At 65.3% G+C, this 23,894-nt stretch carries 24 protein-coding genes; 16 read left to right on the forward strand and 8 right to left on the reverse strand.

What is annotated here, in order from left to right; translation table 11 throughout:
• Positions 1-32 precede the first annotated feature (32 nt).
• A complete protein-coding gene (locus H1S04_RS03160) occupies positions 33-461 on the forward strand; it encodes a tellurite resistance TerB family protein (RefSeq protein WP_181744091.1) in 429 nt (142 codons plus the stop codon).
• Here H1S04_RS03160 and H1S04_RS03165 read toward each other — a convergent pair.
• The 4 genes from H1S04_RS03165 to H1S04_RS03180 form a co-directional block, all read right to left on the reverse strand.
• Positions 452-1,873 carry a D-alanyl-D-alanine carboxypeptidase gene (locus H1S04_RS03165; protein WP_255435440.1) on the reverse strand — a complete coding sequence of 474 codons (1,422 nt, stop codon included), beginning with the start codon at positions 1,871-1,873 and terminating at the stop codon, positions 452-454. The two genes, H1S04_RS03160 and H1S04_RS03165, sit on opposite strands and share 10 nt — an antisense overlap.
• On the reverse strand, positions 1,870-2,565 hold the full coding sequence (locus H1S04_RS03170; RefSeq protein ID WP_181744092.1) for an NUDIX hydrolase: 696 nt from the start codon (positions 2,563-2,565) through the stop codon (positions 1,870-1,872). The genes H1S04_RS03165 and H1S04_RS03170 overlap by 4 nt, the downstream gene beginning before the upstream one ends.
• Positions 2,562-2,906: a DUF983 domain-containing protein gene (locus tag H1S04_RS03175; protein ID WP_370521458.1), complete on the reverse strand. Its 345-nt coding sequence runs from the start codon at positions 2,904-2,906 to the stop codon at positions 2,562-2,564. The genes H1S04_RS03170 and H1S04_RS03175 overlap by 4 nt, the downstream gene beginning before the upstream one ends.
• A 468-nt stretch (positions 2,907-3,374) precedes the next feature.
• Complete coding sequence (locus H1S04_RS03180; RefSeq protein WP_181744094.1) at positions 3,375-4,562, reverse strand: diguanylate cyclase; 1,188 nt, start codon at positions 4,560-4,562, stop codon at positions 3,375-3,377.
• 220 nt (positions 4,563-4,782) lie between these two features.
• On the opposite strand from H1S04_RS03180, the gene H1S04_RS03185 reads away from it, so the two are divergent.
• The 4 genes from H1S04_RS03185 to H1S04_RS03200 all read left to right on the forward strand — a co-directional run bounded on the left by H1S04_RS03185 (position 4,783) and on the right by H1S04_RS03200 (position 7,574).
• On the forward strand, positions 4,783-5,049 hold the full coding sequence (locus H1S04_RS03185) for a DUF3572 family protein (RefSeq protein ID WP_181744095.1): 267 nt from the start codon (positions 4,783-4,785) through the stop codon (positions 5,047-5,049).
• Positions 5,050-5,094: 45 nt separating this feature from the next.
• Positions 5,095-5,667: a heme NO-binding domain-containing protein gene (locus H1S04_RS03190; protein WP_181744096.1), complete on the forward strand. Its 573-nt coding sequence runs from the start codon at positions 5,095-5,097 to the stop codon at positions 5,665-5,667.
• Positions 5,664-6,695: a GGDEF domain-containing protein gene (locus tag H1S04_RS03195; protein WP_181744097.1), complete on the forward strand. Its 1,032-nt coding sequence runs from the start codon at positions 5,664-5,666 to the stop codon at positions 6,693-6,695. The genes H1S04_RS03190 and H1S04_RS03195 overlap by 4 nt, the downstream gene beginning before the upstream one ends.
• 252 nt (positions 6,696-6,947) lie before the next feature.
• Complete coding sequence (locus tag H1S04_RS03200; RefSeq protein ID WP_181744098.1) at positions 6,948-7,574, forward strand: nicotinate-nucleotide adenylyltransferase; 627 nt, start codon at positions 6,948-6,950, stop codon at positions 7,572-7,574.
• Positions 7,575-7,744: 170 nt separating this feature from the next.
• Here the strand turns inward: H1S04_RS03200 and H1S04_RS03205 are convergent, their stop codons facing one another.
• The 4 genes from H1S04_RS03205 to H1S04_RS03220 all read right to left on the reverse strand — a co-directional run bounded on the left by H1S04_RS03205 (position 7,745) and on the right by H1S04_RS03220 (position 12,015).
• A complete protein-coding gene (locus H1S04_RS03205; RefSeq protein ID WP_181744099.1) occupies positions 7,745-8,515 on the reverse strand; it encodes an enoyl-CoA hydratase-related protein in 771 nt (256 codons plus the stop codon).
• Positions 8,516-8,614: 99 nt separating this feature from the next.
• Positions 8,615-9,073 carry a cytochrome c-type biogenesis protein gene (locus H1S04_RS03210; RefSeq protein WP_181744100.1) on the reverse strand — a complete coding sequence of 153 codons (459 nt, stop codon included), beginning with the start codon at positions 9,071-9,073 and terminating at the stop codon, positions 8,615-8,617.
• On the reverse strand, positions 9,070-11,028 hold the full coding sequence (locus tag H1S04_RS03215) for a heme lyase CcmF/NrfE family subunit (protein ID WP_181744101.1): 1,959 nt from the start codon (positions 11,026-11,028) through the stop codon (positions 9,070-9,072). The genes H1S04_RS03210 and H1S04_RS03215 overlap by 4 nt, the downstream gene beginning before the upstream one ends.
• Before the next feature lie 87 nt (positions 11,029-11,115).
• Positions 11,116-12,015 (reverse strand): LysR family transcriptional regulator, encoded by a 900-nt coding sequence (locus tag H1S04_RS03220; RefSeq protein ID WP_181744102.1) that lies wholly within the window; start codon positions 12,013-12,015, stop codon positions 11,116-11,118.
• A gap of 153 nt (positions 12,016-12,168) precedes the next feature.
• On the opposite strand from H1S04_RS03220, the gene H1S04_RS03225 reads away from it, so the two are divergent.
• The 11 genes from H1S04_RS03225 (at position 12,169) to rpmF (ending at position 23,894) form a co-directional block, all read left to right on the forward strand.
• Positions 12,169-15,567, forward strand: a complete 3,399-nt coding sequence (locus H1S04_RS03225; protein WP_181744103.1) for an indolepyruvate ferredoxin oxidoreductase family protein — start codon at positions 12,169-12,171, stop codon at positions 15,565-15,567.
• Positions 15,568-15,630: 63 nt separating this feature from the next.
• Positions 15,631-16,455 (forward strand): glutamate racemase, encoded by an 825-nt coding sequence (gene murI, locus H1S04_RS03230; RefSeq protein ID WP_181744104.1) that lies wholly within the window; start codon positions 15,631-15,633, stop codon positions 16,453-16,455.
• Entirely contained in the window at positions 16,452-16,895 is a 444-nt protein-coding gene (gene ccmE, locus H1S04_RS03235; protein WP_181744105.1) for a cytochrome c maturation protein CcmE, read from the forward strand. The genes murI and ccmE overlap by 4 nt, the downstream gene beginning before the upstream one ends.
• A gap of 79 nt (positions 16,896-16,974) precedes the next feature.
• Positions 16,975-17,586 (forward strand): holin-associated N-acetylmuramidase, encoded by a 612-nt coding sequence (locus H1S04_RS03240; RefSeq protein WP_181744106.1) that lies wholly within the window; start codon positions 16,975-16,977, stop codon positions 17,584-17,586.
• Positions 17,577-18,134 (forward strand): holin family protein, encoded by a 558-nt coding sequence (locus H1S04_RS03245; protein ID WP_181744107.1) that lies wholly within the window; start codon positions 17,577-17,579, stop codon positions 18,132-18,134. Before H1S04_RS03240 ends, H1S04_RS03245 begins: the two co-directional genes overlap by 10 nt.
• Before the next feature lie 295 nt (positions 18,135-18,429).
• A complete protein-coding gene (gene purL / locus H1S04_RS03250) occupies positions 18,430-20,607 on the forward strand; it encodes a phosphoribosylformylglycinamidine synthase subunit PurL (RefSeq protein WP_181744108.1) in 2,178 nt (725 codons plus the stop codon).
• Positions 20,608-20,662: 55 nt separating this feature from the next.
• The gene (locus H1S04_RS03255) at positions 20,663-21,031 is read left to right on the forward strand and encodes an iron-sulfur cluster assembly accessory protein (RefSeq protein ID WP_181744109.1); all 369 of its coding nucleotides are present in this window, start codon (positions 20,663-20,665) and stop codon (positions 21,029-21,031) included.
• A 50-nt stretch (positions 21,032-21,081) separates the two neighbouring features.
• Complete coding sequence (tpiA, locus tag H1S04_RS03260) at positions 21,082-21,813, forward strand: triose-phosphate isomerase (RefSeq protein ID WP_181744110.1); 732 nt, start codon at positions 21,082-21,084, stop codon at positions 21,811-21,813.
• 7 nt (positions 21,814-21,820) lie between these two features.
• The gene (locus tag H1S04_RS03265) at positions 21,821-22,879 is read left to right on the forward strand and encodes an Mrp/NBP35 family ATP-binding protein (protein ID WP_181744111.1); all 1,059 of its coding nucleotides are present in this window, start codon (positions 21,821-21,823) and stop codon (positions 22,877-22,879) included.
• Positions 22,879-23,493, forward strand: coding sequence for a molybdenum cofactor guanylyltransferase MobA (mobA, locus tag H1S04_RS03270; RefSeq protein ID WP_181744112.1), 615 nt, complete (start codon positions 22,879-22,881; stop codon positions 23,491-23,493). Before H1S04_RS03265 ends, mobA begins: the two co-directional genes overlap by 1 nt.
• Before the next feature lie 194 nt (positions 23,494-23,687).
• Positions 23,688-23,894 (forward strand): 50S ribosomal protein L32, encoded by a 207-nt coding sequence (gene rpmF / locus H1S04_RS03275; protein WP_181744113.1) that lies wholly within the window; start codon positions 23,688-23,690, stop codon positions 23,892-23,894.

Consider the following 23,894-nt stretch of genomic DNA (forward strand, 5'->3'; position numbering starts at 1 on the left):
CAATATTTGGGGGTCAAACAGAGGATATAAACGTGACGATCGACCTTCCTTCCTTCTCGGCCTGCGATGCTCTGGTTTCTGTCATGGTCGCGGTTTCGGTGTCGGACGGGAATATCCGCACCTCGGAGCTGGTAGCCATCGAACGCATGGTCAACCACATGCCGGTCTTCGCGGATTACGATGTCGACCGCATCCGCGCGGTGTCGCAGACCGTGATGTCGCTGTTCGAGGACGAGGACGGCCTTGACGCCATGTTCGGCCTTGTCCGCGACGCTTTGCCATCTCGGCTGTTTGAAACCGCCTATGCCCTGGCCTGCGACGTGGCCGCCGCCGATGGCCGGCTCACCGATAGCGAGGCCGAGATGTTGCAAGAAATCCGCCACCAACTGGATGTCAGCCGCCTGCACGCCGCCGCGATCGAGCTGTCTTCGCAGCTTCGCCACCGCTCCCTTCAGGCATAGCGCGCGACCCAGCCCGCGACCAGTTCCTGCTGCAGCAGCTTGGCGCGGCTGGTCCAGCCGATCACACCGGCAGGCAGTTCCTGTCCCTCGGTCGCGGCCCGGCGCGCCATATCGCTCATATAGATCGCGAAAATCACCTCGCCCTGGCCCGGAATGCTGCCGTAACCGGCCAGGTTCGACACGAAATTCAGCGTGCCGGTCTTGGCGTCCATACGCAGCCCCGCAGGCGTCAGGCGACCCTTGCGTTCCTGCAAGGGCACGTGCTTCATCAGCCCGCGCAGATCGGCCGACGCCCCAAGCGAACTGATCACCCGCGCCATGGCCCGTGCGGTCACGCGGGTGGCGGGCGACATGCCGGAATGATCGCGCAGATCCAGTCCCTGAATCCCCCGCGCCTCGGCCCAGACCTGCATCGCGCGGGCAGAAGCGACAAGATCCGATGCCCCGCTGGCGTGCAGGCCCACCATCTCGGCGGTCAGATTGGTGGAATACTCCATCATCCCGCGCAACACTTCGCGCAGCGGCGGGCTCTCGATCCGGGCCACTTCGACCAGATCTGGCGGCAGATCGCTGATGACCTCCGGTGCCGGCAGCGGCAACCCTTCGGCGCGACAAAGCGTCTGAAACACGTCCCCCGCGTAAAGCTCGGGCCGGCGCACCGGCAACCAGCGGCTGCCCCGGCTTTTCAGCCCGGCGCGATTGATCTCCCAGACCTCGTGGGCGCCTTCCTCGCGCCAGGCGAAAAGCGGCCCCTGCCCGACAACAGCAGCCTGAACCGAATAAGCCCGGGGGCTGTGGCGCGCGGCCCGCGCCTGCATGGACGGATCGGCCCCGCCCGCTTTCCAGTCCAGGTGGACGCGGTTGAAATTCAACGCAATCCCCGAAACGGCCGGGTTGTAGGCCAGATGGTCCGCCTGCTCGGCCGAGATTTCCTCGATGCTCGGCAGCGCACCGCCCCAGACGGCAAAACGCGCCGGTGGGGACGAACCCGCAGCGGCCGCCAGTCGCGCCAGTTGCGCCAGCCCATCGGTATCCAGCACCGGATCGCCGCCGCCCGCGAGGAGCAGCATATCCCCCGCGCGCATTACCCGTGTCGCAAAGCGATACTCCGCGCCCAGCCGATCCAGCGCGTACAGCGTGGTCAGCACCTTCAACGTGCTCGCCGGGGCAATGGGCCGATCAGCCCCACGCCCTTCGATCAGCGCGCCAGTCATGTCGAAAACGGCGTAATCGACCTCGCCATCCAGACGGGCACTGGCGATCAGGCGCCCCGGTCGCGGTATCGGTTTCGGCGGTGGTGGTTCGGCCAGCCCCATGGGCGCGAGCGCCTGCGCCGCGAAAGGCGTCGCGCAGGCGACACCCAGCAGACCGCCAAGCAGCTGCCGACGACCGACCGCGCCCATGGATTTCATCGGTCTGCCCCGATCTGGACGAAACGCGACCGTGCGTCACGGTTGTCGAAGAAGGGCACATTGCCCGGCGCCCGCAGCGGACCGTTCCCTGCGGCCGCAACCATCGCCGCGGCTTCCGCCAGCACGACCTCGGTGATGAAGGGCAAATGCAGCGCCCGTGCCTCGACCATCGGCACCCAATGCAGATGCGAAAGCTCGTCGCAGGCGCGCGAAAAATCGTCGAGATCGCCGTTCACGACAGCCGCGTCCGCCAGAAAGAAGCGCGCATCGAAGCGGCGCGGCCGCCCCGGCGGGGTGATCGCGCGAAAAACGTAATGGAGCGCTGAAGCGTCCGGGATCAGGGCCGCCCGGTCATAGCCGACCAGATCGCTCTCGCCTGATGTGCCGATCAACAGGCCGGTTTCTTCGGACAACTCGCGCAGCGCCGCCACCAGCATCTGGGGTGCTGTCACATCGGATTCGGGCCGTATCTCGGCCTCCAGCCGCGCCAGGGTGTCCCCATCGGGCAACCCCGACAGGTTGACCAACCCGTCATCCGGGTCAACGGCGCCACCGGGAAAGACATATTTCGACGGCATGAAGGCCGCATTGGCCCCGCGCATCCCCATCAGCACCGCCGGCTGGTCCCCGTCGCGTCGGACAAGGATCACCGTTGCGGCATCGCGCAGAGCTGCCGGCTCCGTCCCGGTCACGCCGAGGTTGCCTCGACCGGCTCATTTCCGAAGCCGTGCATCCGCCGCGCCCATTGCGCCCCGACCATGGCCCCCTTGATGACCGGCAACAGCGCCAGGCACAGCACCACCGCCCCGACCGAGAAGCCGATCAGCATGGAAACCGGCGACGGCTGATAGGTCAGGAAGACCCACAGAAGCAGCGGCGCGCCGAGGTGGGACACCAGCAGGATGGTCAGATAGGCTGGGCCGTCATCGGCGCGCTGATGGTGCAATGCTTCGCCGCAACCGGGGCAATGCTCGCGCACCTTCAGATAGCCGTCAAACATCGCCCCCTCGCCGCAGGCGGGACATTTCCGCATCGCGCCCCGACGCATTGCGGGCAAGGTCGGCCGGTCGCTCAATAATGGATCGCTCATTTCTTGATTCCCGTGGTCATCTTTGCACCTGAAGATAGTGCCTCGACCGCCACGCGACCAGAGCGGAAGTCGCGCCGAATTGTCGCATTGGTTTGCGCAAACCCAATAGGCGCGCCGTCAATCTGGCCCACTCTGCCGTTCCTGACGGCTACGAACTCTCTCGACAAGCCGCTGTCACAAGCAGCACGGGCCACCGATTTCCCATTTTCGGCTCAGCATCAGCGTTTTGGCGCGCAGCGGGCGATGCTGCTGCCGCCAGTCCACACATCGGAGCAAACCGATGACTGGCCGCTCCGATCCCGTCAATCCGCCCCAGGCTTCTATGCAGCACTGCATCTTGCGGCCAAATCTCAAGGCCACGCGGGGGCGGCATGTCCTCCCTCAACCGGCGGCTCCTTGCGACAGGCAGCCTCAGGCCGCGTGCGGCTCTCGCGAGAGCATGACCAGGTTGCGCCCCGCTGCTTTCGCCGCCAAAAGGGCCGCATCCGCCAGGCGCAGCACCTGGTCAGGCGACTGGCGCGCGCCATAGCGATTTTCACTGACCGCCACGCCGATGGAAACCGAGACGTCCAGCTCAACCGGCCCCGCCAGCCCCTGCGCCATGACAGACTCCATCGAGAGGCCGTGGCGAATACGCTCGGCCAGCGACACCGCCAGGGTTTCATCCGTGTGCGGCAGCAGAACGAGAAATTCCTCACCGCCAAAGCGGGCGACCTGCCCCTGCCCGTCGGTCAGTTCGGACAGCCGCGCGCCCACCGCCCCCAGAACCATGTCGCCGGCCGCATGGCCATGCGTATCATTGATGGCCTTGAAGCGATCGATGTCGATCATCAACAGCGAGTAACCATTCCCCGACCGCGCCGCCGCGCTGATTTCAATGCTGATGCGGCGCCGGTTCCCCAGGCCCGTCAACGGATCGACCGTCGCCAGCCGATGCGCCAAGCGTGCGTCCGACTGCCGGCGTTCCGCATCGATGCCCCGACGCAGCAGCCAATTCAGGCGCGCGGTCAGTTCGCCGCGCCGCTCCAGCTCCGATAATCGGGCGGGCAGCACGTCGATGGCGCCGAAATCGAGCGCCTGCGCTTCCTCGTCGGGCGAGCTCTTGCGCTGCAACAGGGCCAGAGCCGTTCCGCGGCCGTCGGCGGCCAGCCGCGCCCGGAGGTCCGCAAGATGCTGCAAACCGCCGCCCGCAGCGCCCGAGTCGATCAAAATCACGGCCAGATTCGCGGCGATCCGCCCCACCGCCTGAGGCGGAACGATATGGAGACGCCGACCGGCGGCCTCGGCAATGGCCTGACGCCAATCCGAGGAAATCGCGGCTTCGTCCGTCACCAGCGCGATCTGGTCGGGATGATCGAAGGCGGCGGCGGGGTCGGCAAAACCAGGGCCGGCATCGACGGGTTGGGTCAGCCAGCTGCGCAGACGGGCGCGCAGGACGACGTCCGCACAGGCGGGATCCAGTACGTGATCCACGCCCGCCCGAAACGCAGCGGACCGCTGCGCGCCGTCGCAGATCGCGATGACCGGGACCGCCGTCCGCGGCCGGATCTGGGCAATATCCTTCGCCAGCTGCGCGGCGTGGGAGTTGCGCAGCAGCACCGCATCGACCTGGCTGCATTGGGCAAGCGCCTCGGCCGTATCGGTCGCCGTCAGCACCTGATGATTGGCCGCGCTCAGCCGCGCCTTCATCGCAAAGCGCGAGGTCACGTCACCATCCACAACCAGCAGCCGTCCCAGCATGTTGTCCTTGCCCCGCAGTCCTGTTCTGGGCAAGGTCGCATCAAAACCTTAACAAATCCTTTCCAAGGCATAAAAATCCATGAGCGCTGCTTCACAGGCCCGTGACCTTGCCGACCGGCTTCTGCTGCATGTCCTGCAGGATGAGGAGCTTCTCAGCAGCCTGCTGGGGCGAAGTGGGATGGATCCGTCACAGCTCACGGCAGTGGTTAACGGCCCGGAAATCCACGAATTCATCCTGGAATTCGTGACCGAGAGCGACGACCGCGTGCTTGCCTGCGCCGAAGCGGTCGGGATTGATCCGGCCCAGATCAGCATGGCGTCGCGGATCCTTTCCCGACGCGATTGACAGTATCTTAACATTCCCATGCTAGCCCGTGGCAAAGGGGGTAGCATGCACGGCTTCATTATTCGGGGAATCGAACTGTTCTTGCGCGCACGCCACGGCGACGCGGCCTGGGCCGCCGTCTGCGCGGCGACCGGGCTGGACCGGCGCGGGACGCAGATCATGCGCAACTACAAGCCCGAGATGGTGCAGCGCATGATCCTTTCCGCCAGCACGGTGCTGCACATGGAACGCGAGGAATGGCTGGAAGACGTTGGCGGCTGGATTCCGCGCCTCGACAGCGTGCGCTACCTGATGCGGTTCAGCGGCTCCTGCTTCGAAGACTTCGTACTGTCTCTCGACGATTTCCACGACCGCGCTCGGGTGGTTCTGCCGGGCCTGGAACTGCCAAAGATCGCGACGCAGATGGTTGCGCCCCAACGCTATTGCCTGGAAATCGTGTCGGACGCGCAGGACTGGTATCCCGTCTTGGCCGGCCTTCTGCGGGGCATGGCCGATGATTATGGCGTTCTGGCGATTGTCGAGCGCGACGAAGCCAACCTCGACGTTCACATCATCGATGACCGCTTCGCCGAAGGCAGCCAGTTTTCCTTGGCCCATGACGTCGGGGGTGCAGCATGACCTCGACCTCGATCCCTGTCGAGCGGCTGGCGACCCTGATGCCGATGCATCTGCTGGTGGACATGTCAGGCGACATCAGATCCTGCGGGCCGACCTTGCGCAAGATGATCGGCCGCGCCACCAATATCGCCACCGCCTTTGAACTGCGCCGCGCACCGCCCGATACCCCGCTTCTGGTTGCCCTGTCTCAGGCCGCTCAATCCGGGCGAAGGGTTTTTCTGGGGTTGCGCGGCAGCAACCTGCCCCCCCTGCGGGGCGAGGCGACGTGGCTGCCGGGGGGCGACATCCTGCTCAATCTCGGTCTCGGCATCGGCGTGATCGAAGCGATCGCAGCCTACGGCCTGACCGATGCGGATTTCGCTGCCAACGACCTGGCGATCGAGATCCTGTATCTGCAGAAGTCCAACCAGGCAATCAGGTTAGAGCTGGGGCGCCACACAAAGCGGCTGGAGGAAGCGCGCGAAGCGGCGGAGCAGCAGGCCTTCACCGATTCGCTTACCGGTCTTTTCAATCGCCGCGGCTTCGAACTGGCCTTCAGCCTGGCCGTCGACAGCCGCAACGCCCCGCCAGACCGCGCGCAGGAATTCGCGGTGATGCAGCTGGATCTGGACTGGTTCAAGGATGTGAATGACAGCTTCGGACATGCGGCGGGCGATGCCGTCCTGCGCCGCGTGGCGGAAGTGTTGCGGCAGGAAACCCGCGCGGACGATACCATCGCCCGGATCGGTGGAGACGAGTTCCTGATTCTGCTGCAGGGTCTGCAGTCCCGGACCGCGCTCGAACAACTGGGCCGGCGTATCATTGCGGCGATACAGCAGCCTGTCTGGTATGAACGCCATCTATGCCGCGTTTCGGCCAGCATCGGCGCGGTCCTGTCCGACAGCTATGGCGATATCACCGCCGAGCAAATTCTCTCGGACGCAGATGAGGCACTTTATGCGGCAAAGCATGACGGCCGGGGCTGCCTGAGACTGCATGACCGCGCGGTAAACCGGGAGACGACGCTGCCTGCCGGAACAAGGTGCTGAGGTTCAGATGCCGTCAGGCCTCGCTCTCCGCCACGGCAACGCAGCCTGTTGTCGCGAGGGGTCAGGTTCGCAGCGGCAGAATGGAAGGATATGATGCCCCCGAGACGAGCTGCCTCCGATCTGCGGAGGTGCGTGGCCATCGGCATGGGTCGCGCGCGCGAGATCACGCCGCAGGCCCGTCTGGACGCGCCGTCAATCCCTGATGTTCCCTCGCGGCTTGAGCATGTCGTCGCGACCGCCTAGAGCATCACTATGAGACAGGCATTTCCGATTGCGACCGCCGGACAGCGGGTGGGGTTGCTCGGCGGGTCGTTCGATCCCGCGCATGAGGGGCATGTGCGCCTGACCGAGGAGGCGTTGAAGCGTTTCGGGCTGGACCGGGTCTGGTGGCTGGTGACACCCGGCAATCCGCTGAAAGCCCATGGCCCGGCCCCGCTGGACGAAAGGATCGCCTATGCGCGCGAGATCATGGATGATCCGCGCGTTACCGTCACCGGGATCGAGGCAGCGCTGAAGACCCGCAAGACCGTCGACACGATCACGGCGCTGCAGGCGCGCTATCCCGAGGTGCGGTTTACCTGGCTGATGGGTTCGGACAATCTGGTGCAGTTGCCGCACTGGGATCGCTGGCGCGAAATCGCGGCGCGGGTGCCGATCGGGGTGTTGGCCCGGCCCGGCTCGCGACTGAAGGCGCGGACGTCGAAGGCGGCGCGGATCATGGCCGCGGACCGCTTGCCCGACAGCCATGCACGGCTGCTGGGAAGCACGCCGCCCCCGGCTTGGGCAATGATCGACATGCCGCTGTCGAACGCCTCCTCTACCGCAATCCGCGCGGCACGCAAGGCAGAGGTCATGGGCGCCAAGCGGCAAGGCGCGTGAACGCTTCGCCTCGCAGCGAAGGTTTCCGCGCCTTGGCAAATGCGTCTGCCGCCCGGCAAATGCGCAGCCCTCTCGCAACAGCGGCATTCAGGTGGCAGATCACCCCAGGCCCACCGCTACCCCGAGGCCGCGTCGGGCGGGCGACCGATCGCTGATGCCCGACCAGACGGTCAGCGGCCGGTGAAGTTCGGGGCGCGCTTTTGCAGAAAGGCCGCCACGCCTTCGCGGAAATTTGCACTGCGGCCCGCCTCGCCCTGCAGCTGGGCCTCCAGCTCCAACTGGGTAGCAAAATCATTGGCACCCGAGGCGCGCACGGCCCGGCGGACCTTCAGGTAGGCACCGGTGGTACCGGTAGCAAGCTGGCGGGCGCGGGCCCCGACCACATCGACGAAATCAGCCTCGGGGACGGATTGCCAGATCATGCCCCATTCCGCTGCCTGCGCGGCGGGGATTTTTTCCGCGAACAGCATCATCCCCATCGCGCGCGCATTGCCGACCAGACGCGGCAGGATCCAGGTCCCGCCGGCGTCCGGGATCAGCCCGATCCGAGTGAAGGCCTGGCTGAAATAGGCGCTTTCGATGGCGATCACGACATCGGCCGCCAGTGCGAGATTCGCCCCGGCCCCCGCAGCCGCGCCATTGACGGCGCAGATCACCGGCGCGCGGCAGTTGATGACGGCCTGCAGCATCGGCTCGTATTCGCGCCGCAACGTTCCCTCGATATCGGCGGCGGCCGCCGCATCCGACAGGTCCTGCCCCGAGCAGAAGGCCGCCCCTGCCCCGGTCATCACCACGCAGCGCACGTCCTCACCGATGCTGTTCAGCGCCTCGGTGATCTCGGCGCGCATCCGGGTGTTCAGCGCGTTCATCACCTGCGGGCGGTTCAGCATCAGCGTGGCGATGCCGTCGCGGGTCGAAAAACTGATGGTCTCATATGCCATGACATTCCTCCTGTTGGCGGGCAGCATGGCCCGGCCGTCGCCCGGTGGAAAGCCCGGCCGTGGCGTCAGACGCGAAGGAAAGTCACGTCATTTCGGCCGCTATCGGCGCATGATCTCGTCCAGCCGCGACTGCTCCTCTGGTGTCAGGGGGGCGGGGGGATCCGCCTGGGGCCCGGCTGGCCTACGGCTGAGAAGGAAACGCCAGCCCAAAAACGCCGCCAGCAGCGCCATCAACGGACCCGCGAGGTAGAGGATCAGGTTGCCGCCCGTCGCGCGTGGCTCGAACAGGACGAACTCTCCGAAGCGGTCGGTCACGGCATCCAGAACCTGATCGTCGCTGTCGCCCGCAACCAGCCGTTCTCGCACATAGAGCCGCAGGTCGCGACTGATCGGGGCGTTGGATTCATCAATGGTTTCGCCCTGACAGACCGGGCAGCGCAGCAGTTTCGAAATCTCGCGCGCCCGTGTTTCCAGTGCCGGGTCGGGCAGCATCTCGTCGGGCTGCACGGCAAGGCTGGGGGTCGCCAGCAGCATCAGGATCAGCAGCAGGCGCTTCATTCGGCGGGCACTCCGACGGAACGGCGGCGTGCGCCGGCGGCCACGCGGTAACGGCGATCCGAGAGGCTGATGAACCCGCCAAGCGCCATCAGCATGCAGCCAACCCAGATCCAGTTGGCGAAGGGTTTGATATAGCTGCGCACGGCCCAGCCTCCATCCTGTTGCGGGTCGCCGATCACCAGATAGATGTCGCGGAAGAAGCCGTTATCGATGGCCGCCTCGGTTGTGGGCATCGCCTGGACGGGATAGACACGCTTTTCGGGGTGAAGCAGCGCGACGACGCGGCCATCGCGCGCCACCGTCATCGTGGCCGTGGTCGAGACATAGTTCGGCCCCGGCACCTCATCGACCGCGTCGAGGGTTATCTGATAGCCGCCGACCTCGAACGGCTCGCCGATGCGCGCGGTGCGGATATCTTCGACCTGCCAGGCCATCAGCAGGCTGATGCCGATGAAGGTCACCCCCATCCCCGCATGTGCGAAGGCCTTGCCCCAATCGGCGCGCGGCAGGCGCGACAGGCGCGACAGCCCAGCCGAGCCGGTGCGGAACCACAGTTCCGCGATGGCGCCGAAGATCAGCCAGGATCCAAGGCCCGCCCCGATCACCGCCAGCGCCGAGCGCCCGGTCGAAACCGCGAAGACCAGCAGCATGACCGCAATGCTCAGCACGACGGCACCGCGCAACGGACGCAGCGCGCGCGCAATCTGGCCGCGCTTCCACGGGATGATCGCGCCGATCGGCAGGATCAGCGCCAGCGCCAGCATGAAGGGCGTGAAGGCTTTTTCAAAGAAAGGCGCGCCCACCGACAGCTTCCGGCCGAAGGCCATTTCGGCGACCAGCGGCCAGACCGTGCCGATGAAGACGACGAAGGCCGCGACCGCCAGCAGGATATTGTTCACCACCAGCGCCCCCTCGCGCGAGATGGGCGAGAAGACACCCTTGGCCTGCATGGAACCGGCCCGGCCCGCGAACAACGTCAGCGCCCCGCCCACGAAGACGGCCAGAATGCCCAGAATGAACACCCCGCGCGACGGGTCCGAGGCAAAGCTGTGAACCGAGGTGAGGACCCCCGAACGCACGATGAAGGTCCCGATCAGCGAGAAGCCGAAGGCCATGATCGCCAGCAGGATCGTCCAGCTTTTCAGCACCTCGCGCTTTTCAACGACGATGGCCGAATGCAGCAGCGCCGCCGCCAGCAGCCAGGGCATGAAGCTGGCGTTTTCGACCGGATCCCAGAACCAGAAGCCGCCCCAGCCAAGCTCGTAATAGGCCCACCAGGACCCGAGCGCGATGCCGATGGTCAGAAACACCCAGGCCGCCAGCGTCCAGGGCCGGACCCAACGCGCCCAGGCGGCATCGACACGGCCCTCCAGCAGCGCTGCCACGGCAAAGGAAAACGCCATGCTGAGACCGACATAGCCCAGATAAAGGAAGGGCGGATGGAAAGCCAGGCCGGGGTCCTGCAACAGCGGGTTCAGGTCGCGACCGTCGAACGGTGCGACATCAAAGCGCATGAACGGGTTCGAGGTGAAGATGATGAACGCATAAAACGCCGCACCGATGGCTGCCTGCACCGCCAGAACACGGGCGCGCAGGCTGGGGGGCAGATCGGCGCCGAAGGTGGCGGCGGCCGCGCCGAACAGCGACAGAATCAGCACCCAGAGCAGCATCGACCCTTCATGGTTCCCCCAGACGCCAGAGAACTTGTAGAGCATCGGCTTGGCCGAATGCGAATTCTCATAGACCAGCACGACGGAGAAATCAGAGGTGACGAAGGCCACCGTCAATGCGGCGAAGGCGATGCCGACCAGTCCGAACTGGGCGACGGCGGCGGGGCGCGCGGCCTCCATCCAGGCGGGCCAGCCGCGGTGGGCGCCGTAAAGCGGGATGCTGCATTGAAACAGCGACACCGCAAAGGCAAGGATGAGGGCGAAATGCCCAAGTTCTGCGATCATGGCGGCCTCCATTATCCGGCCAATCTAACGCCGTCCTGGCTGCGAGGCCAGCACGACCGCCCGTTTCGCGGCCATGTGACGCAGCTGTTACTCGATCGGGCTCTGGGACTTTCGATAGGCTTGGATCTCGTCGACGACGAAATCGCGGAAGGCGATGACCCGGCGCGAGCCGCGCAATTCCTCGGGGAAGGCCAGGAAAACCGGCACCTCGGCGGATTCGACATCATCGAAGACGCGGACCAGTTCGGGGAAATCGGCGGTGAGATAGTCGGGTAGCACCCCAATGCCGACATTGTTCAGGACCGCCTGAAGCACGCCGAAATAGTTATTCACCATCAGAAGCGAGCGCGGATTCTGTTCCAGCAATTGCTGGACCAGCAGCTTGCCCGCCGAGACCTGCGGCATGGCCGGATCCTGACAGATGACCCGATGCCGCGACAGATCAGGCAGCGTGGTCGGCCGGCCGGCATCGCTCAGATAGCTGCGCGTCGCGTAAAGCCGCATGCGGATGTTCAGCAGCCGCCGCCGGATCAGGTCGGACTGGCTGGGTTCCTTCATGCGGATGGCGACATCGGCCTCGCGCATGGGCAGATCCAGCACCCGCTCTTCCAGGATCAGGTTGACCTTCAGATCGGGATACATCGCGTAAAGCTTGTTCAGGCGCGGCACCAGCCACAGGGTGCCGAAGCCGGTGGCTGTGGTCACCTTCAGTTCGCCCATGACATGTTCTTCGGTGTCGCGGATATAGGCCTCGGCCATGTCCAGCTTGCGCGCCATTTCCGATGTGGCGTCGAAAAGCAGCTCTCCCTGCTCGGTCAGGATCAGCCCGCGCGCATGGCGATGAAACAGCGGCACGCCCAGCTGATCCTCCAGCCCGCGGATCTGGCGGCTAACGGCCGATTGCGACAGCCGCAGCGAATCACCCGCGTGGGTCAAGCTGCCCGCGTCGGCCACCGCATGAAAGATGCGCAGCTTGTCCCAATCCATAGGTATGACTTTCTGTCGTAGGTGCCTTGCAATTTGTGCAACTCTTACGCTGGGACGCGCGTTTGAGCAACATATGCGAATGATCACAATTCCCTTTGTGGGTCAGCATTGCTGACGTATACTGAAGGCTACCACCGCGAGCAGGAGGGCCAGATGGGGGTTCCGCAGGAGCAGGCGTTTTCGTTGGCGGATCGTTTCGATCTGTCGAAATCCCATGTGTTGCTGAACGGCACGCAGGCGCTAGTGCGCCTCATGCTGATGCAGCACGCCCGCGACGAAAAGGCTGGGCTGAACACGGCGGGCTTCGTCACCGGTTATCGCGGCAGTCCGCTCGGCGGCGTCGATCTGGCGATGATGAAGGCCGACAAGCTGCTGACGCAGAACGACATCCTGTTTCAGGCTGGGCTGAACGAGGATCTGGCCGCCACCGCCATCTGGGGCAGCCAGCAGGCCGAGATGCGCGGCGAGGGCAAATATGACGGCGTCTACGCGCTGTGGTATGGCAAGGGCCCCGGCATCGACCGTTCGGGCGATGTGATGCGCCATGGGAACATGGCCGGATCGTCCAAATTCGGCGGCGTGGTCATGGCCATGGGCGACGACCATACCGGCGAATCCTCGACGGTGCTGCACCAGTCGGACTGGGCGATGGTCGACGCCTATATCCCGGTCGTCTCGCCCGCGGGCGTTCAGGAAATTCTGGATTACGGCCTCTATGCCTTTGCCTTGTCACGCTTTGCCGGCGTGTGGACCGGACTGAAGACGATGAAGGACACGGTCGAGGTGACCTCGGTCGTGGATGGCAACCCGTTCCGGCTGAATTTCGTCAATCCCGACTTCAAGATGCCCGAGGGCGGGTTGAACATCCGCGTCGGCGACACCCCGGTCGCGCAGGAAGCGCGGATGATCGACTATAAGCGCTTCGCGGCCGAGGCGTTTTCGCGCGCCAACAAGATGGACCGCAGGATCTGGGGCAAGCCCGGCGCCAAAATCGGTTTTGTCGCCGCCGGCAAGAACTGGCTGGATCTGGTCCACGCGCTTGCCCTGCTGGGCATCGACGAGACCGAGGCCGACCGGTTGGGCATTTCGACCTACAAGATCGGCCAGCCCTTCCCGATGGACATGAAGACCTTCCAGGAATGGTCCGAACCGCTGGATCTGGTCGTCGTGATCGAGGAAAAACGCAAACTGATCGAAGTCCAGGTCAAGGAAGCGATCTTCGACAACCGCCACGGCCGCCGCGTCATCGGCTGGCATCACGACCGTACCGGCGAGGAGGTTTTCCCGACCCGCTACGCGCTTGACCCGGTGATGATCGCAGAGAAGCTGGGCGGCATTCTGATCGAGGAAGGCCGCGGTACCGAAGGCATCCGCGCCGGGCTGGACAAGCTGACCGCCGCGCGCCGCAATGACAATGCGCCCGAAATCGCCGTTCGGACGCCGTGGTTCTGCTCGGGCTGCCCGCATAACAGCTCGACCAAGGTGCCCGAGGGCAGCCGCGCCTATGCCGGCATCGGCTGTCACTACATGGTGCAGTGGATGGACCGCGAGACGACCGGCTTCACCCAGATGGGCGGCGAAGGCGCGAACTGGGCGGGCGAGGCGCCGTTTTCGAAAAGAAAGCATGTTTTCCAGAACCTTGGCGACGGGACCTATAATCACTCCGGGTCGCTGGCAATCCGCCACGCGGTCGAGACCAAGACCAACATCACCTACAAGATTCTGTTCAACGACGCAGTCGCCATGACCGGCGGCCAGCCGATCGAGGGTGGACTGACTGCGCCGCAGATCGCGCGGGAACTGGTCTCGATGGGCGTCGATCCGGTGGTCGTCGTCTACGACGACAAGGAGGACGTGGACCCCGCGCAGTTCAACGGGCTGCGGACGGAAACCCGCGACAAGATGATGGCGGTGCAGAAGGAGCTGTCCGAACGCGGCGGAACTTCGGCGATCCTCTATGTCCAGACCTGCGCGGCCGAAAAGCGCCGCCGCCGCAAGAAGGGCCAGTTCCCCGACCCCGACCGCCGCATCTGGATCAACCCCGAAGTCTGCGAGGGCTGCGGCGATTGCGGCGTGCAGTCGAACTGCGTCTCGGTTGTGCCGCTGGATACCGAACTCGGCCGCAAGCGGCAGATTGAACAATCCTCGTGCAACAAGGATTATTCCTGCGTGAACGGCTTCTGCCCCAGTTTCGTGTCCGTGAAGGGCGGCAAGCTGAAGAAGCCCAAGGCGGCGGCGATGGATCTGCCGGCGCTGCCCGCACCCACCCTGCCCACCATCGACGGCACGTATAACCTTGTGATCACTGGCGTGGGTGGGACTGGCGTGGTGACCATCGGCGCCGTGCTGGCGCAGGCCGCGCATATGGACGGCAAGGGTGCGGGCATGATGGAGATGGCCGGCCTCGCCCAGAAGGGCGGCGCGGTTCATATCCACCTGCGTCTGGCCAATCAGCCCGAAGACATCAGCGCCATTCGCGTGGCGGTGGGCGAGGCCGACTGCATCATCGGCGGCGATCTGGTGGTGACGGCGGGCGCCAAGACCATCGGTCTGATGACCCATGGCCGCACCGGCGCGGTGGTCAACGATCACGAAATCATCACCGGCGAATTCACCAAGAACCGCGATTTCCAGATCCCGGCCGACCGTCTGAAGATGTCGTTGCAGGCGCGCCTTGGCGACAAGGTGGCCTTCTTCGACGCCAACAAGCTGGCACAGACGGCGCTTGGCGATTCGATCTACTCGAACATGCTGGTGCTGGGGGCGGCCTGGCAGCAGGGGCTGATCCCGCTCAGCGAACAGGCGATCCTGACCGCGATCGAGCTGAACGGGGCGAAGGTCGCGGAAAACCAGCGCGCTTTCCAGATCGGGCGTTGGGCGATGACCGACCCGGAAGCCGTGGCCCGCGCCACCGCCCCGGTCGCGGCGATCCGCCCCGATCCGATCACCTATCGCGCGGATTTCCTGGTCGACTATCAGGATCAGGCCTATGCGCAGCGCTTCCGCGACCTGGTCGCGTTGGCGCCCGAGGAACTGCGCGAGGATGTCGCCGAGGGCTATTTCAAGCTGCTCGCCTACAAGGATGAATACGAGGTTGCTCGCCTGCATCTGAAAACTGCCGATGGCGTGGCGCGCGAATTCGACGGGGAAACCCGGCTGTCCTTCCATCTGGCCCCGCCGATCCTGCCCGGCCGCGATGCAAACGGCCGCCCGCAGAAGCGCGAATTCGGACCGTGGATCGTGCCGGTCTTCCGCCAGCTGGCGAAGATGAAGCGGCTGCGCGGCACCCCGTTCGACCCTTTCGGCTGGCTGGCCGAACGCCGCGCGGAACGCGCCGCCATCGCCGAGTTCGAGGGCGATATGCGCAGCCTGTTGCCCAAGGTCACCCCGGCCACGGTCGAAATCCTGCGCGAACTGGCGCGGCTGCCCCTTTCGGTCAAGGGCTACGGGATGATCAAGGACAAGGCGGCCGAGGCAGCGGCCAAACGTCGCGCCGAGCTTCTGGCCGCCTTCGCCGATGGCGGCACACCCATGGCCCATGCGGCGGAATGACCTCTGTCATGGACTTTCCCCGGGTGGCGGCTTATGTCGCCACCCAGGCTGACGGAGGCGCGCATGGCTGTTGGAGTTTTCGATTCAGGACTGGGCGGTCTGACCGTCTATAAGGCGATCCGTGAACGGCTGCCCGATCTGCCGCTGGTGTATTTCGGCGACAACGCCCATGCGCCCTACGGCGTGCGCACCCCCGAGGACATCTATGACCTGACCTGCACGGCCACCCAGCGGCTGTGGGACGAAGGCTGCGATCTGGTCATCCTGGCCTGCAACACCGCCTCGGCAGCGGCGCTGCGCCGGATGCAGGAAAAATTCGTGCCCAGAAACAAGCGCGTGCTGGGCGTCTTCGTGCCGCTGATCGAGGCACTGACCGAACGGCAATGGGGCGACAACTCTCCCCCGCGCGAAGTGGCGGTCAAGCATGTCGCCTTGTTCGCCACCCCCGCCACCGTCGCCAGCCGCGCCTTCCAGCGCGAACTGGCCTTCCGCGCCATCGGCGTCGATGTCGAAGCCCAGCCCTGCGGCGGCGTGGTCGACGCGATCGAGGAGGGCGACGAAATCCTTGCCGAAGCGCTCGTCACCAGCCATGTCGAAGCGCTGAAGCGGCGGATGCCGCATCCCGAAGCCGCGATCCTGGGCTGCACGCATTATCCGCTGATGCAGGAGCAGTTCCAGAAAGCGCTCGGGCCGCAGGTGCAGGTGTTCAGTCAGGCGCAGCTGGTTGCAGAAAGCCTCGCCGATTACCTGCAGCGCCGCCCTGAATTTCTGGGCAGCGGCACCGAATCCAGGTTCGTGACCACGGGCGATCCGGCCCGCGTGTCGTCCAAGGCAACGCAGTTTCTGCGCCAGAAGATCACCTTCGAATCCGCTGAGGCTTCGCCATGAAGTCATTGAAAAAAAAGCGCCGCGTTCAAATCCTCATCGCCGCTGCCGTGGCCTTGGGGCTGGCGGTGGTGCTGATCGGCTACGGGTTTCAGGACGGTATCAACCTCTATCGCGCACCCACCCAGGTGTTCGAGGAACCGCCCGGTTCGGGCGAGGTCTTCCGTTTGGGCGGCCTGGTCGAAGATGGCAGTGTGACCCGCGGCGCGGGCGAGACCATCACCTTCACCGTGACCGACGGCGCCCATACCGTTCCGGTCCGCTTCACCGGCGTCCTGCCCGACCTGTTTCAGGAAGGTCAGGGCATGATCGGCACCGGCGCGATGGAAGGCGATACCTTCGTTGCCAGCGAAATCCTCGCCAAGCATGACGAGAACTACATGCCGCGCGAGGTCGAGGATTCGCTGAAAGCGACCGGTGTCTATCAGGCTCCGGGAAGCTGACGCAACGCCCGCAGGGTTAACGGAAGATTAACACGGCCAGAGCAGCTTGGTCCCCATTTCACTGAAAAAGGGGACGGAAATGAGATCCGTGGACGAGATCGCCGCCGAGATCGTGGCGCGCGAAGGGGGTTATGTGAATGACCCTGCCGATCCGGGTGGTCCGACAAAATATGGCGTGACCATCGGGACCATGCGCCGGCTGGGGCTGGACCTCAATCGCGACGGCAAGGTCGATGTGTCGGATGTGAAGGCGCTGACCCGCGCGCAGGCCGCCGCGGTGTTCAAGGAACATTATTTCCGGCGTCCCGGCGTCGAACGCCTGCCGGGGATCCTGCACGCCACCGTCTTCGACATGTATGTGAATGCGGGTGCCAATGCGGTGAAGATTCTGCAACGGCTGCTGACCCGCATGGGCTATCCAGCCAGTGATGACGGGGTGATCGGCCCGCGCACCATCGCCGCCGCGACCGCCGCCGCTCAGGCCGCGCCGCGCCATATCGCCGATGCCTACGGGATCGAGCGGCGTAACTACTACTACGCCATCGCCGACACGCGCCCCGCCAGCCGCAAATATGCCATCACGCGGGCGGGCGGCAAAGGCGGCTGGATTACGCGGGCCGAGACCTTCATCGCGCCGAAATACCATCTGACCGCCAGCCAGCACCGCGAAAGGACCGCAAAATGGGCATGATCGACCGCTTCATCGGCATGGGCTCGGCCGCTCAGACGATTTCCAACGCCGCGACCAACGTGACCGAAATCTTCCGCGAAAACGCCACCCGCCGCATGGAATTGGATGAGGAGGCTTACGGCCAGGCCATTACCCAGCTTTCTGCCGAATTCGGCGCCGCAAGGCGTGGCTGGTTCGACGACCTGATGAACGGCATGAACCGCCTGCCCCGCCCCCTGCTGACGCTGGGGACCATCGGGCTGTTCATCTATGCCATGGTTGAACCGATCGGCTTTTCCAACCGCATGGCCGGGCTGCAAACCGTCCCGGAACCTTTGTGGTGGCTTCTGGGCGCCATCGTGTCCTTCTATTTCGGCGCGCGCGAGGCGCATTACTTCCGCAACCGGACCTTTCCCCAGCGGATCGAGAAATCCGTCCTGCCTGCCCCAAGCGCAGCGGCCGATCCGTCCGCCCCTTCCGCAGGAGTCGGGGAAGAAGGTTTCGGCGGTAACGCCGCATTGCAGGACTGGCTCAGCGAAAGACGCGCGCCAGCGACGGAACCAACGTGAACAATGCGGTCCGCCATGCCCTATGCGCATATCCGCTATGCTGCGGTTGCAGCAAGTTAACGCTTGAACGGGCGGCACCCTGCCCCTAAATCGGGCTATGAAGGCGATGATAGAGGCAACTCTCGTAGCCTTCACCTCCCTGTTGGACTTTGGCCGGGCTTCGTGCCCGGCTTTTTTTTTGCGCCGAACGGTTCGCCGCCCCCCATCCTTTTTGTCCGGCTTCCGCGTCGCGCCCCTTTCCCTTCGGCTTTGCTGGCCCTAAAAGGCGGCGCATCCAGACATGCGAGGAACGGCCATGAACGAACCGGAGATCACAGAGGATCTGATCGCGGCGCACGGGCTGAAGCCCGACGAATATCAGCGCATCCTCGAGATCATCGGCCGAGAGCCCAGCTTCACCGAACTCGGCATCTTCAGCGCGATGTGGAACGAGCATTGCTCCTATAAATCCTCGAAGAAATGGCTGCGCACGCTGCCGACCACCGGCCCGCAGGTCATCTGCGGCCCCGGCGAGAATGCCGGCGTCGTCGATATCGGCGACGGGCAGGCCGTGGTCTTCAAGATGGAAAGCCACAACCACCCGTCCTATATCGAACCCCATCAGGGCGCCGCGACCGGCGTCGGCGGCATCCTGCGCGACGTTTTCACCATGGGCGCGCGCCCCATCGCCGCCATGGACGCGCTTTCTTTCGGCCGCCCTGAACACCCCAAGACCGCGCATCTGGTCAAGGGCGTCGTTGAAGGCATCGGCGCCTATGGCAACGCCTTCGGCGTCCCGAATGTCGGCGGCGAGGTGCGTTTTCACCGCGCCTATGACGGCAACTGTCTGGTGAACGCCTTCGCGGCGGGGCTGGCCGATGCCGACAAGATCTTCTACTCGGCCGCTTCGGGCATCGGCATGCCGGTGGTTTATCTGGGTGCCAAGACCGGGCGCGACGGCGTCGGCGGCGCGACCATGGCGAGCGCCGAATTCGACGACAGCATCGAGGAAAAGCGCCCCACCGTGCAGGTCGGCGACCCCTTCACCGAAAAATGCCTGCTGGAAGCCTGTCTGGAGCTGATGGCGACCGACAGCGTGATCTCGATTCAGGATATGGGCGCGGCCGGGCTGACCTGCTCGGCGGTCGAGATGGGCGACAAGGGTGGTCTCGGCATCCAGCTGAACCTCGATCAGGTGCCGCAGCGCGAGACCAATATGACGGCTTACGAGATGATGCTGTCGGAATCGCAGGAACGGATGCTGATGGTGCTGAAGCCCGAACGCGAGGCCGAGGCGCGGGCGATCTTCGAGAAATGGGACCTCGATTTCGCCATCGTGGGCGAGACGATTGCCGAGGACCGCTTCCTGATCCTGCACGGCAACGAGGTGAAGGCCGATCTGCCGCTGTCGAAACTGTCGTCGAGCGCGCCGGAATATGATCGCCCATGGGTCGAGACGCCCGCCGCCGTAGCCATGCCCGCCCTGCCCGCTATCACCCCGCTGCACGCCTTGCGCGCGCTGATCGGCTCTCCGAACTATGCCCATAAATCATGGGTTTGGGAGCAATATGACAGCCAGGTCGGCGCCGATACCGTGCGCCGTCCGGGTCTGGGCGCGGGTGTGGTCCGCGTGCACGGCACCGAAAAGGCGCTCGCCTTCACCAGCGATGTGACCCCGCGCTACGTCAAGGCCAACCCGTTCGAGGGCGGCAAGCAGGCCGTGGCCGAGGCTTACCGCAACCTGACCGCCGTGGGCGCGCTGCCGCTGGCGACCACCGACAACCTGAATTTCGGCAATCCCGAAAAGCCCGAGATCATGGGCCAGTTCGTCGGCGCCATCAAAGGCATCGGCGAGGCGGTGGCGGCGCTGGATATGCCGATCGTGTCGGGCAACGTGTCGCTCTATAACGAGACCGACGGTCAGGGCATCCTGCCCACGCCGACCATCGGCGCGGTCGGGCTGCTGACCAGTCTGGACGAATTGATCGCGGGCCTGCCCGAGGATGGCGATGTGGCCATCCTGATCGGTGAGACGAAAGGTCATCTGGGCCAGTCGGCGCTGGCGGCCGAAGCCTTCGGGATCGAAGCGGGCGACGCCCCCCCTGTCGATCTGGCCGCCGAACGCAAGCACGGTGAATTCCTGCGCGCCAACCGCCAGCACCTGCGTGCCGCGACCGACCTGTCGGATGGCGGGCTGGCGCTCGCGGCCTTCGAAATGGCCGAAGGCGCGGGCATCGGCATCCGCCTGCAAAGCGGCGATATCGCCCAGCTCTATGGCGAGGATCAGGCCCGCTATCTGGTCGCCTGCTCACCCGCACAGGCCGAAGCGCTGTTGAACGCGGCGGAAGCGGCACAGGTTCCGGCGCGCGAAGTCGGCCAGTTCGGGGGCACCGCCGTGCAGATGAGCGAGGATGCCGGCGATCTGGCGGAATTGTCGGCACTCTACCGCCGCGCCTTCTCGGATGCGATTCACGGCGAAACGCCGCTCGGCTGACTTGAGAAACCCGGCTGCGCCCCCTAAATTACGGGGGCGCAACAGAGGTTAAGCCATGTTCTCGATCCCCGGACAGGCCCCGGTGACCATCACCCCGGCGGCCGAACGCCAGATTTCCCGGCTGATGGCCGGAAAAGAAGCCTACGGCCTGAAGATCGGGCTGAAGAAGGGCGGCTGCGCGGGCATGGAATATACCATGGATCTCGTGCCCGCTGCCGATGCCGCCGACGAGGTGGTCGAGCAGAACGGCGCGCGCATCCTGATCGCGCCCACCGCGCAGATGTTCCTGTTCGGAACCCAGATCGACTATGAAACCGGGCTGCTGGAATCTGGCTTCAAGTTCCGCAATCCGAACGTGACCGATGCCTGCGGCTGCGGCGAATCCGTGTCGTTCAAACTGGACCGCGACACCCCGGACGCTTGAATACCGGGGCCTGCGCGCCTATCCCCGTCCCGAACCGACAGGAGGATGTTATGGCCCCGAAAAAAATTGCCGCTGGAAACTGGAAGATGAACGGGGTGAAAACCTCGCTGGCTGAGCTTGACCAGCTTGCCGCGGGCGAAGGCTGCGACGTGCTGATCTGCCCGCCTTTCACCCTGATCGCCCTTGCGGCGGGCCGTGCGGGCGCGGTGCGGATCGGCGGCCAGGACTGTCACGCCAATGCCTCGGGCGCGCATACGGGCGATATTTCCGCGCCGATGCTGAAGGATGCGGGCGCGAGCCACGTCATCACCGGCCATTCCGAACGCCGCGCCGATCATGGCGAGAGCGATGCCATCGTCGCCACCAAGACGCTCGCCGCTCATCACGCCGGCCTCATCGCCATCGTCTGCATCGGCGAGACCGAGGTGCAACGCGATGCCGGCGATACGCTGCACATCATTGCCAGCCAGCTGGCGGGATCGGTCCCCAACGGTTCCACCGCCGCCAATACCGTGATCGCCTATGAACCTGTCTGGGCCATCGGCACCGGCCGCACGCCTACCACCGATCAGATCGCCGAAGTCCACGCGCTGATCCGCGAGAAGCTGACCGCGCGGTTTTCGGATGGCGCCGATTTCAGCCTGCTGTACGGCGGCAGCGTCAAGCCCGGCAACGCCGCCGAGATCTTCGCCGTGCCGCATGTGAATGGCGCGCTCGTCGGCGGGGCAAGCTTGAAAGCCAGCGATTTCAACCCGATCATCGACGCGCTTTCCCGCGCCTGAGGAAAACATGAGCCTGACCAAGGAAGCCGTCACCGCCGCCCTGCGCAGCGTCGCCACCCCCATGGGCAATCTGATCGACGCCGGCATCGCCCGCGCCATCACCGTCGAGCCGAATGGCGATGTCCGCTTCGTCATGGAGATCGATCCCGCCCACGCGCAGGCGATGGAGGCCGCGCTGGCGCAGGCCGAGGCCGCGATCCGCGCCCTGCCCGGCGCCGGCAAGGTCATGGGCGTCCTGACCGCGCATAGCGACAAGGCGCCGCCGGATCTGAAGCCCAAGGCCAAAAGCCCGAATGCGCCCGAAGCCATCCCCGGCGTGCGCCACGTCATCGCCATCGCCTCGGGCAAGGGCGGGGTCGGCAAGTCGACCGTGGCCGCGAACCTCGCCGCGGCGCTCGCCGCCGAGGGGCGGCGTGTGGGCCTGCTGGACGCCGATGTCTATGGCCCCAGCCAGCCACGCATGATGGGCGTCACCGGTCGTCCGGCCAGCCCCGACGGCAAGACCATCATTCCGATGGAAGGCCATGGCGTGAAGCTGATGTCGCTTGGTCTGCTGACGAAGGAGGACGAGGCGATCATCTGGCGCGGCCCGATGCTGATGGGGGCGCTGCAGCAGATGCTGTTTCAGGTGCAATGGGGCGATCTCGATTGCCTGATCGTCGACCTGCCGCCGGGCACCGGGGATGTCCAGCTGTCGCTGTCGCAGAAGGCGCAGATCGACGGGGCAATCATGGTCTCGACCCCGCAGGACATCGCGCTTCTGGACGCGCGCAAGGGCATCGACATGTTCAAGCGCCTGAACGTCCCGATCCTCGGCCTGATCGAGAACATGGCCGTCCATGTCTGCACGAATTGCGGCCATGCCGAGCACATCTTCGGCCATGGCGGTGTGGCGGCCGAGGCGCAGAAGCTGGGCGTGCCGCTGCTGGGCGAACTGCCGCTGGAGATGGATGTCCGCGTTGCCGGCGATTCGGGCACCCCGGTCGTGGTCGCCAACCCTGAAACCGCTTCGGCACAGGCTTTCCGCAAGCTCGCGCGGGGGCTGGTCACCGCCGGCATCGCCTGATGCTGCCCGCCGTCATCCTTGCGGGCGGCCTGTCCAGCCGTATGGGCGGGGGCGACAAGGTGCTGCTGGCGCTGAACGGTCAGCCGATGCTCGCGCATGTGATCTCGCGGCTGGCCCCGCAGGCCGGCCCGCTGGCGATCAGCGCCAATGGCGATCCGGCGCGGTTCGCGCGCTTCGGACTGCCGGTGCTGGCCGATTCCCTGCCGGATTTTCCGGGACCTCTGGCCGGGGTTCTGGCGGCAATGGATTGGGCGGCGGGGCTGGGCGCATCTGCGGTGCTGACCGCTGCCGGGGACACCCCCTTTCCGCCGGAGGATCTGGCTGCGAAACTGCTGGCGGCGGCGGGTCCGGGAGGGCCGGCGCTCGCGGCGGATCGCGCTTCTGACGGTGCAACCCGCCTGCACCCGACCTTCGGTCTGTGGCCGACGGCGCTGCGCGCGGATCTGCGCGCCGCGCTGAAGGATGGCCTGCGCCGGCCGCGTCAATGGGCTGCACAACATCAGGCGGGGATTGCGCTGTTCGGCGGCCCCGATCCCTTCTTCAATATCAACACCCCGGATGATCTGGCCCGTGCCGCCATGGCCGTTTCCGGCCAACCGGACGCACCGCGCTGAAATCGCCAATCGACGCTTGCATTGCAGCACAGGATCGCTATGTTCCGGGCTTCGCGAGCCGCGCGCTCGGGCCTCAATCCGCTGACAGGTTTTCACTTGCTTCCGGTGCGGTTGTCGCCTATTGGCGCGGCTCTGATCTATTTTCGACACCGGCCCCGCATGGACCCGCGCGGCCCCAGACCCGAGGTTGTGACATGGCTGTCCCTCAGAACCGCGTGACCCGCTCCAAACGCAACATGCGCCGCGCGCATGACGCATTGTCGGCGGCGAACCCCAATGAATGCCCCTCCTGCGGCGAACTGAAGCGTCCGCATCACGTGTGCCCGTCCTGCGGCCATTACGCTGATCGCGAAGTCGTGGCTCAGTCGGCCCAAATCGACCTGGACGACGACGCGGCCTGA

The organism is Paracoccus sp. S1E-3, assembly GCF_013868135.1.
In the GTDB taxonomy this organism is placed as follows: domain Bacteria; phylum Pseudomonadota; class Alphaproteobacteria; order Rhodobacterales; family Rhodobacteraceae; genus Paracoccus.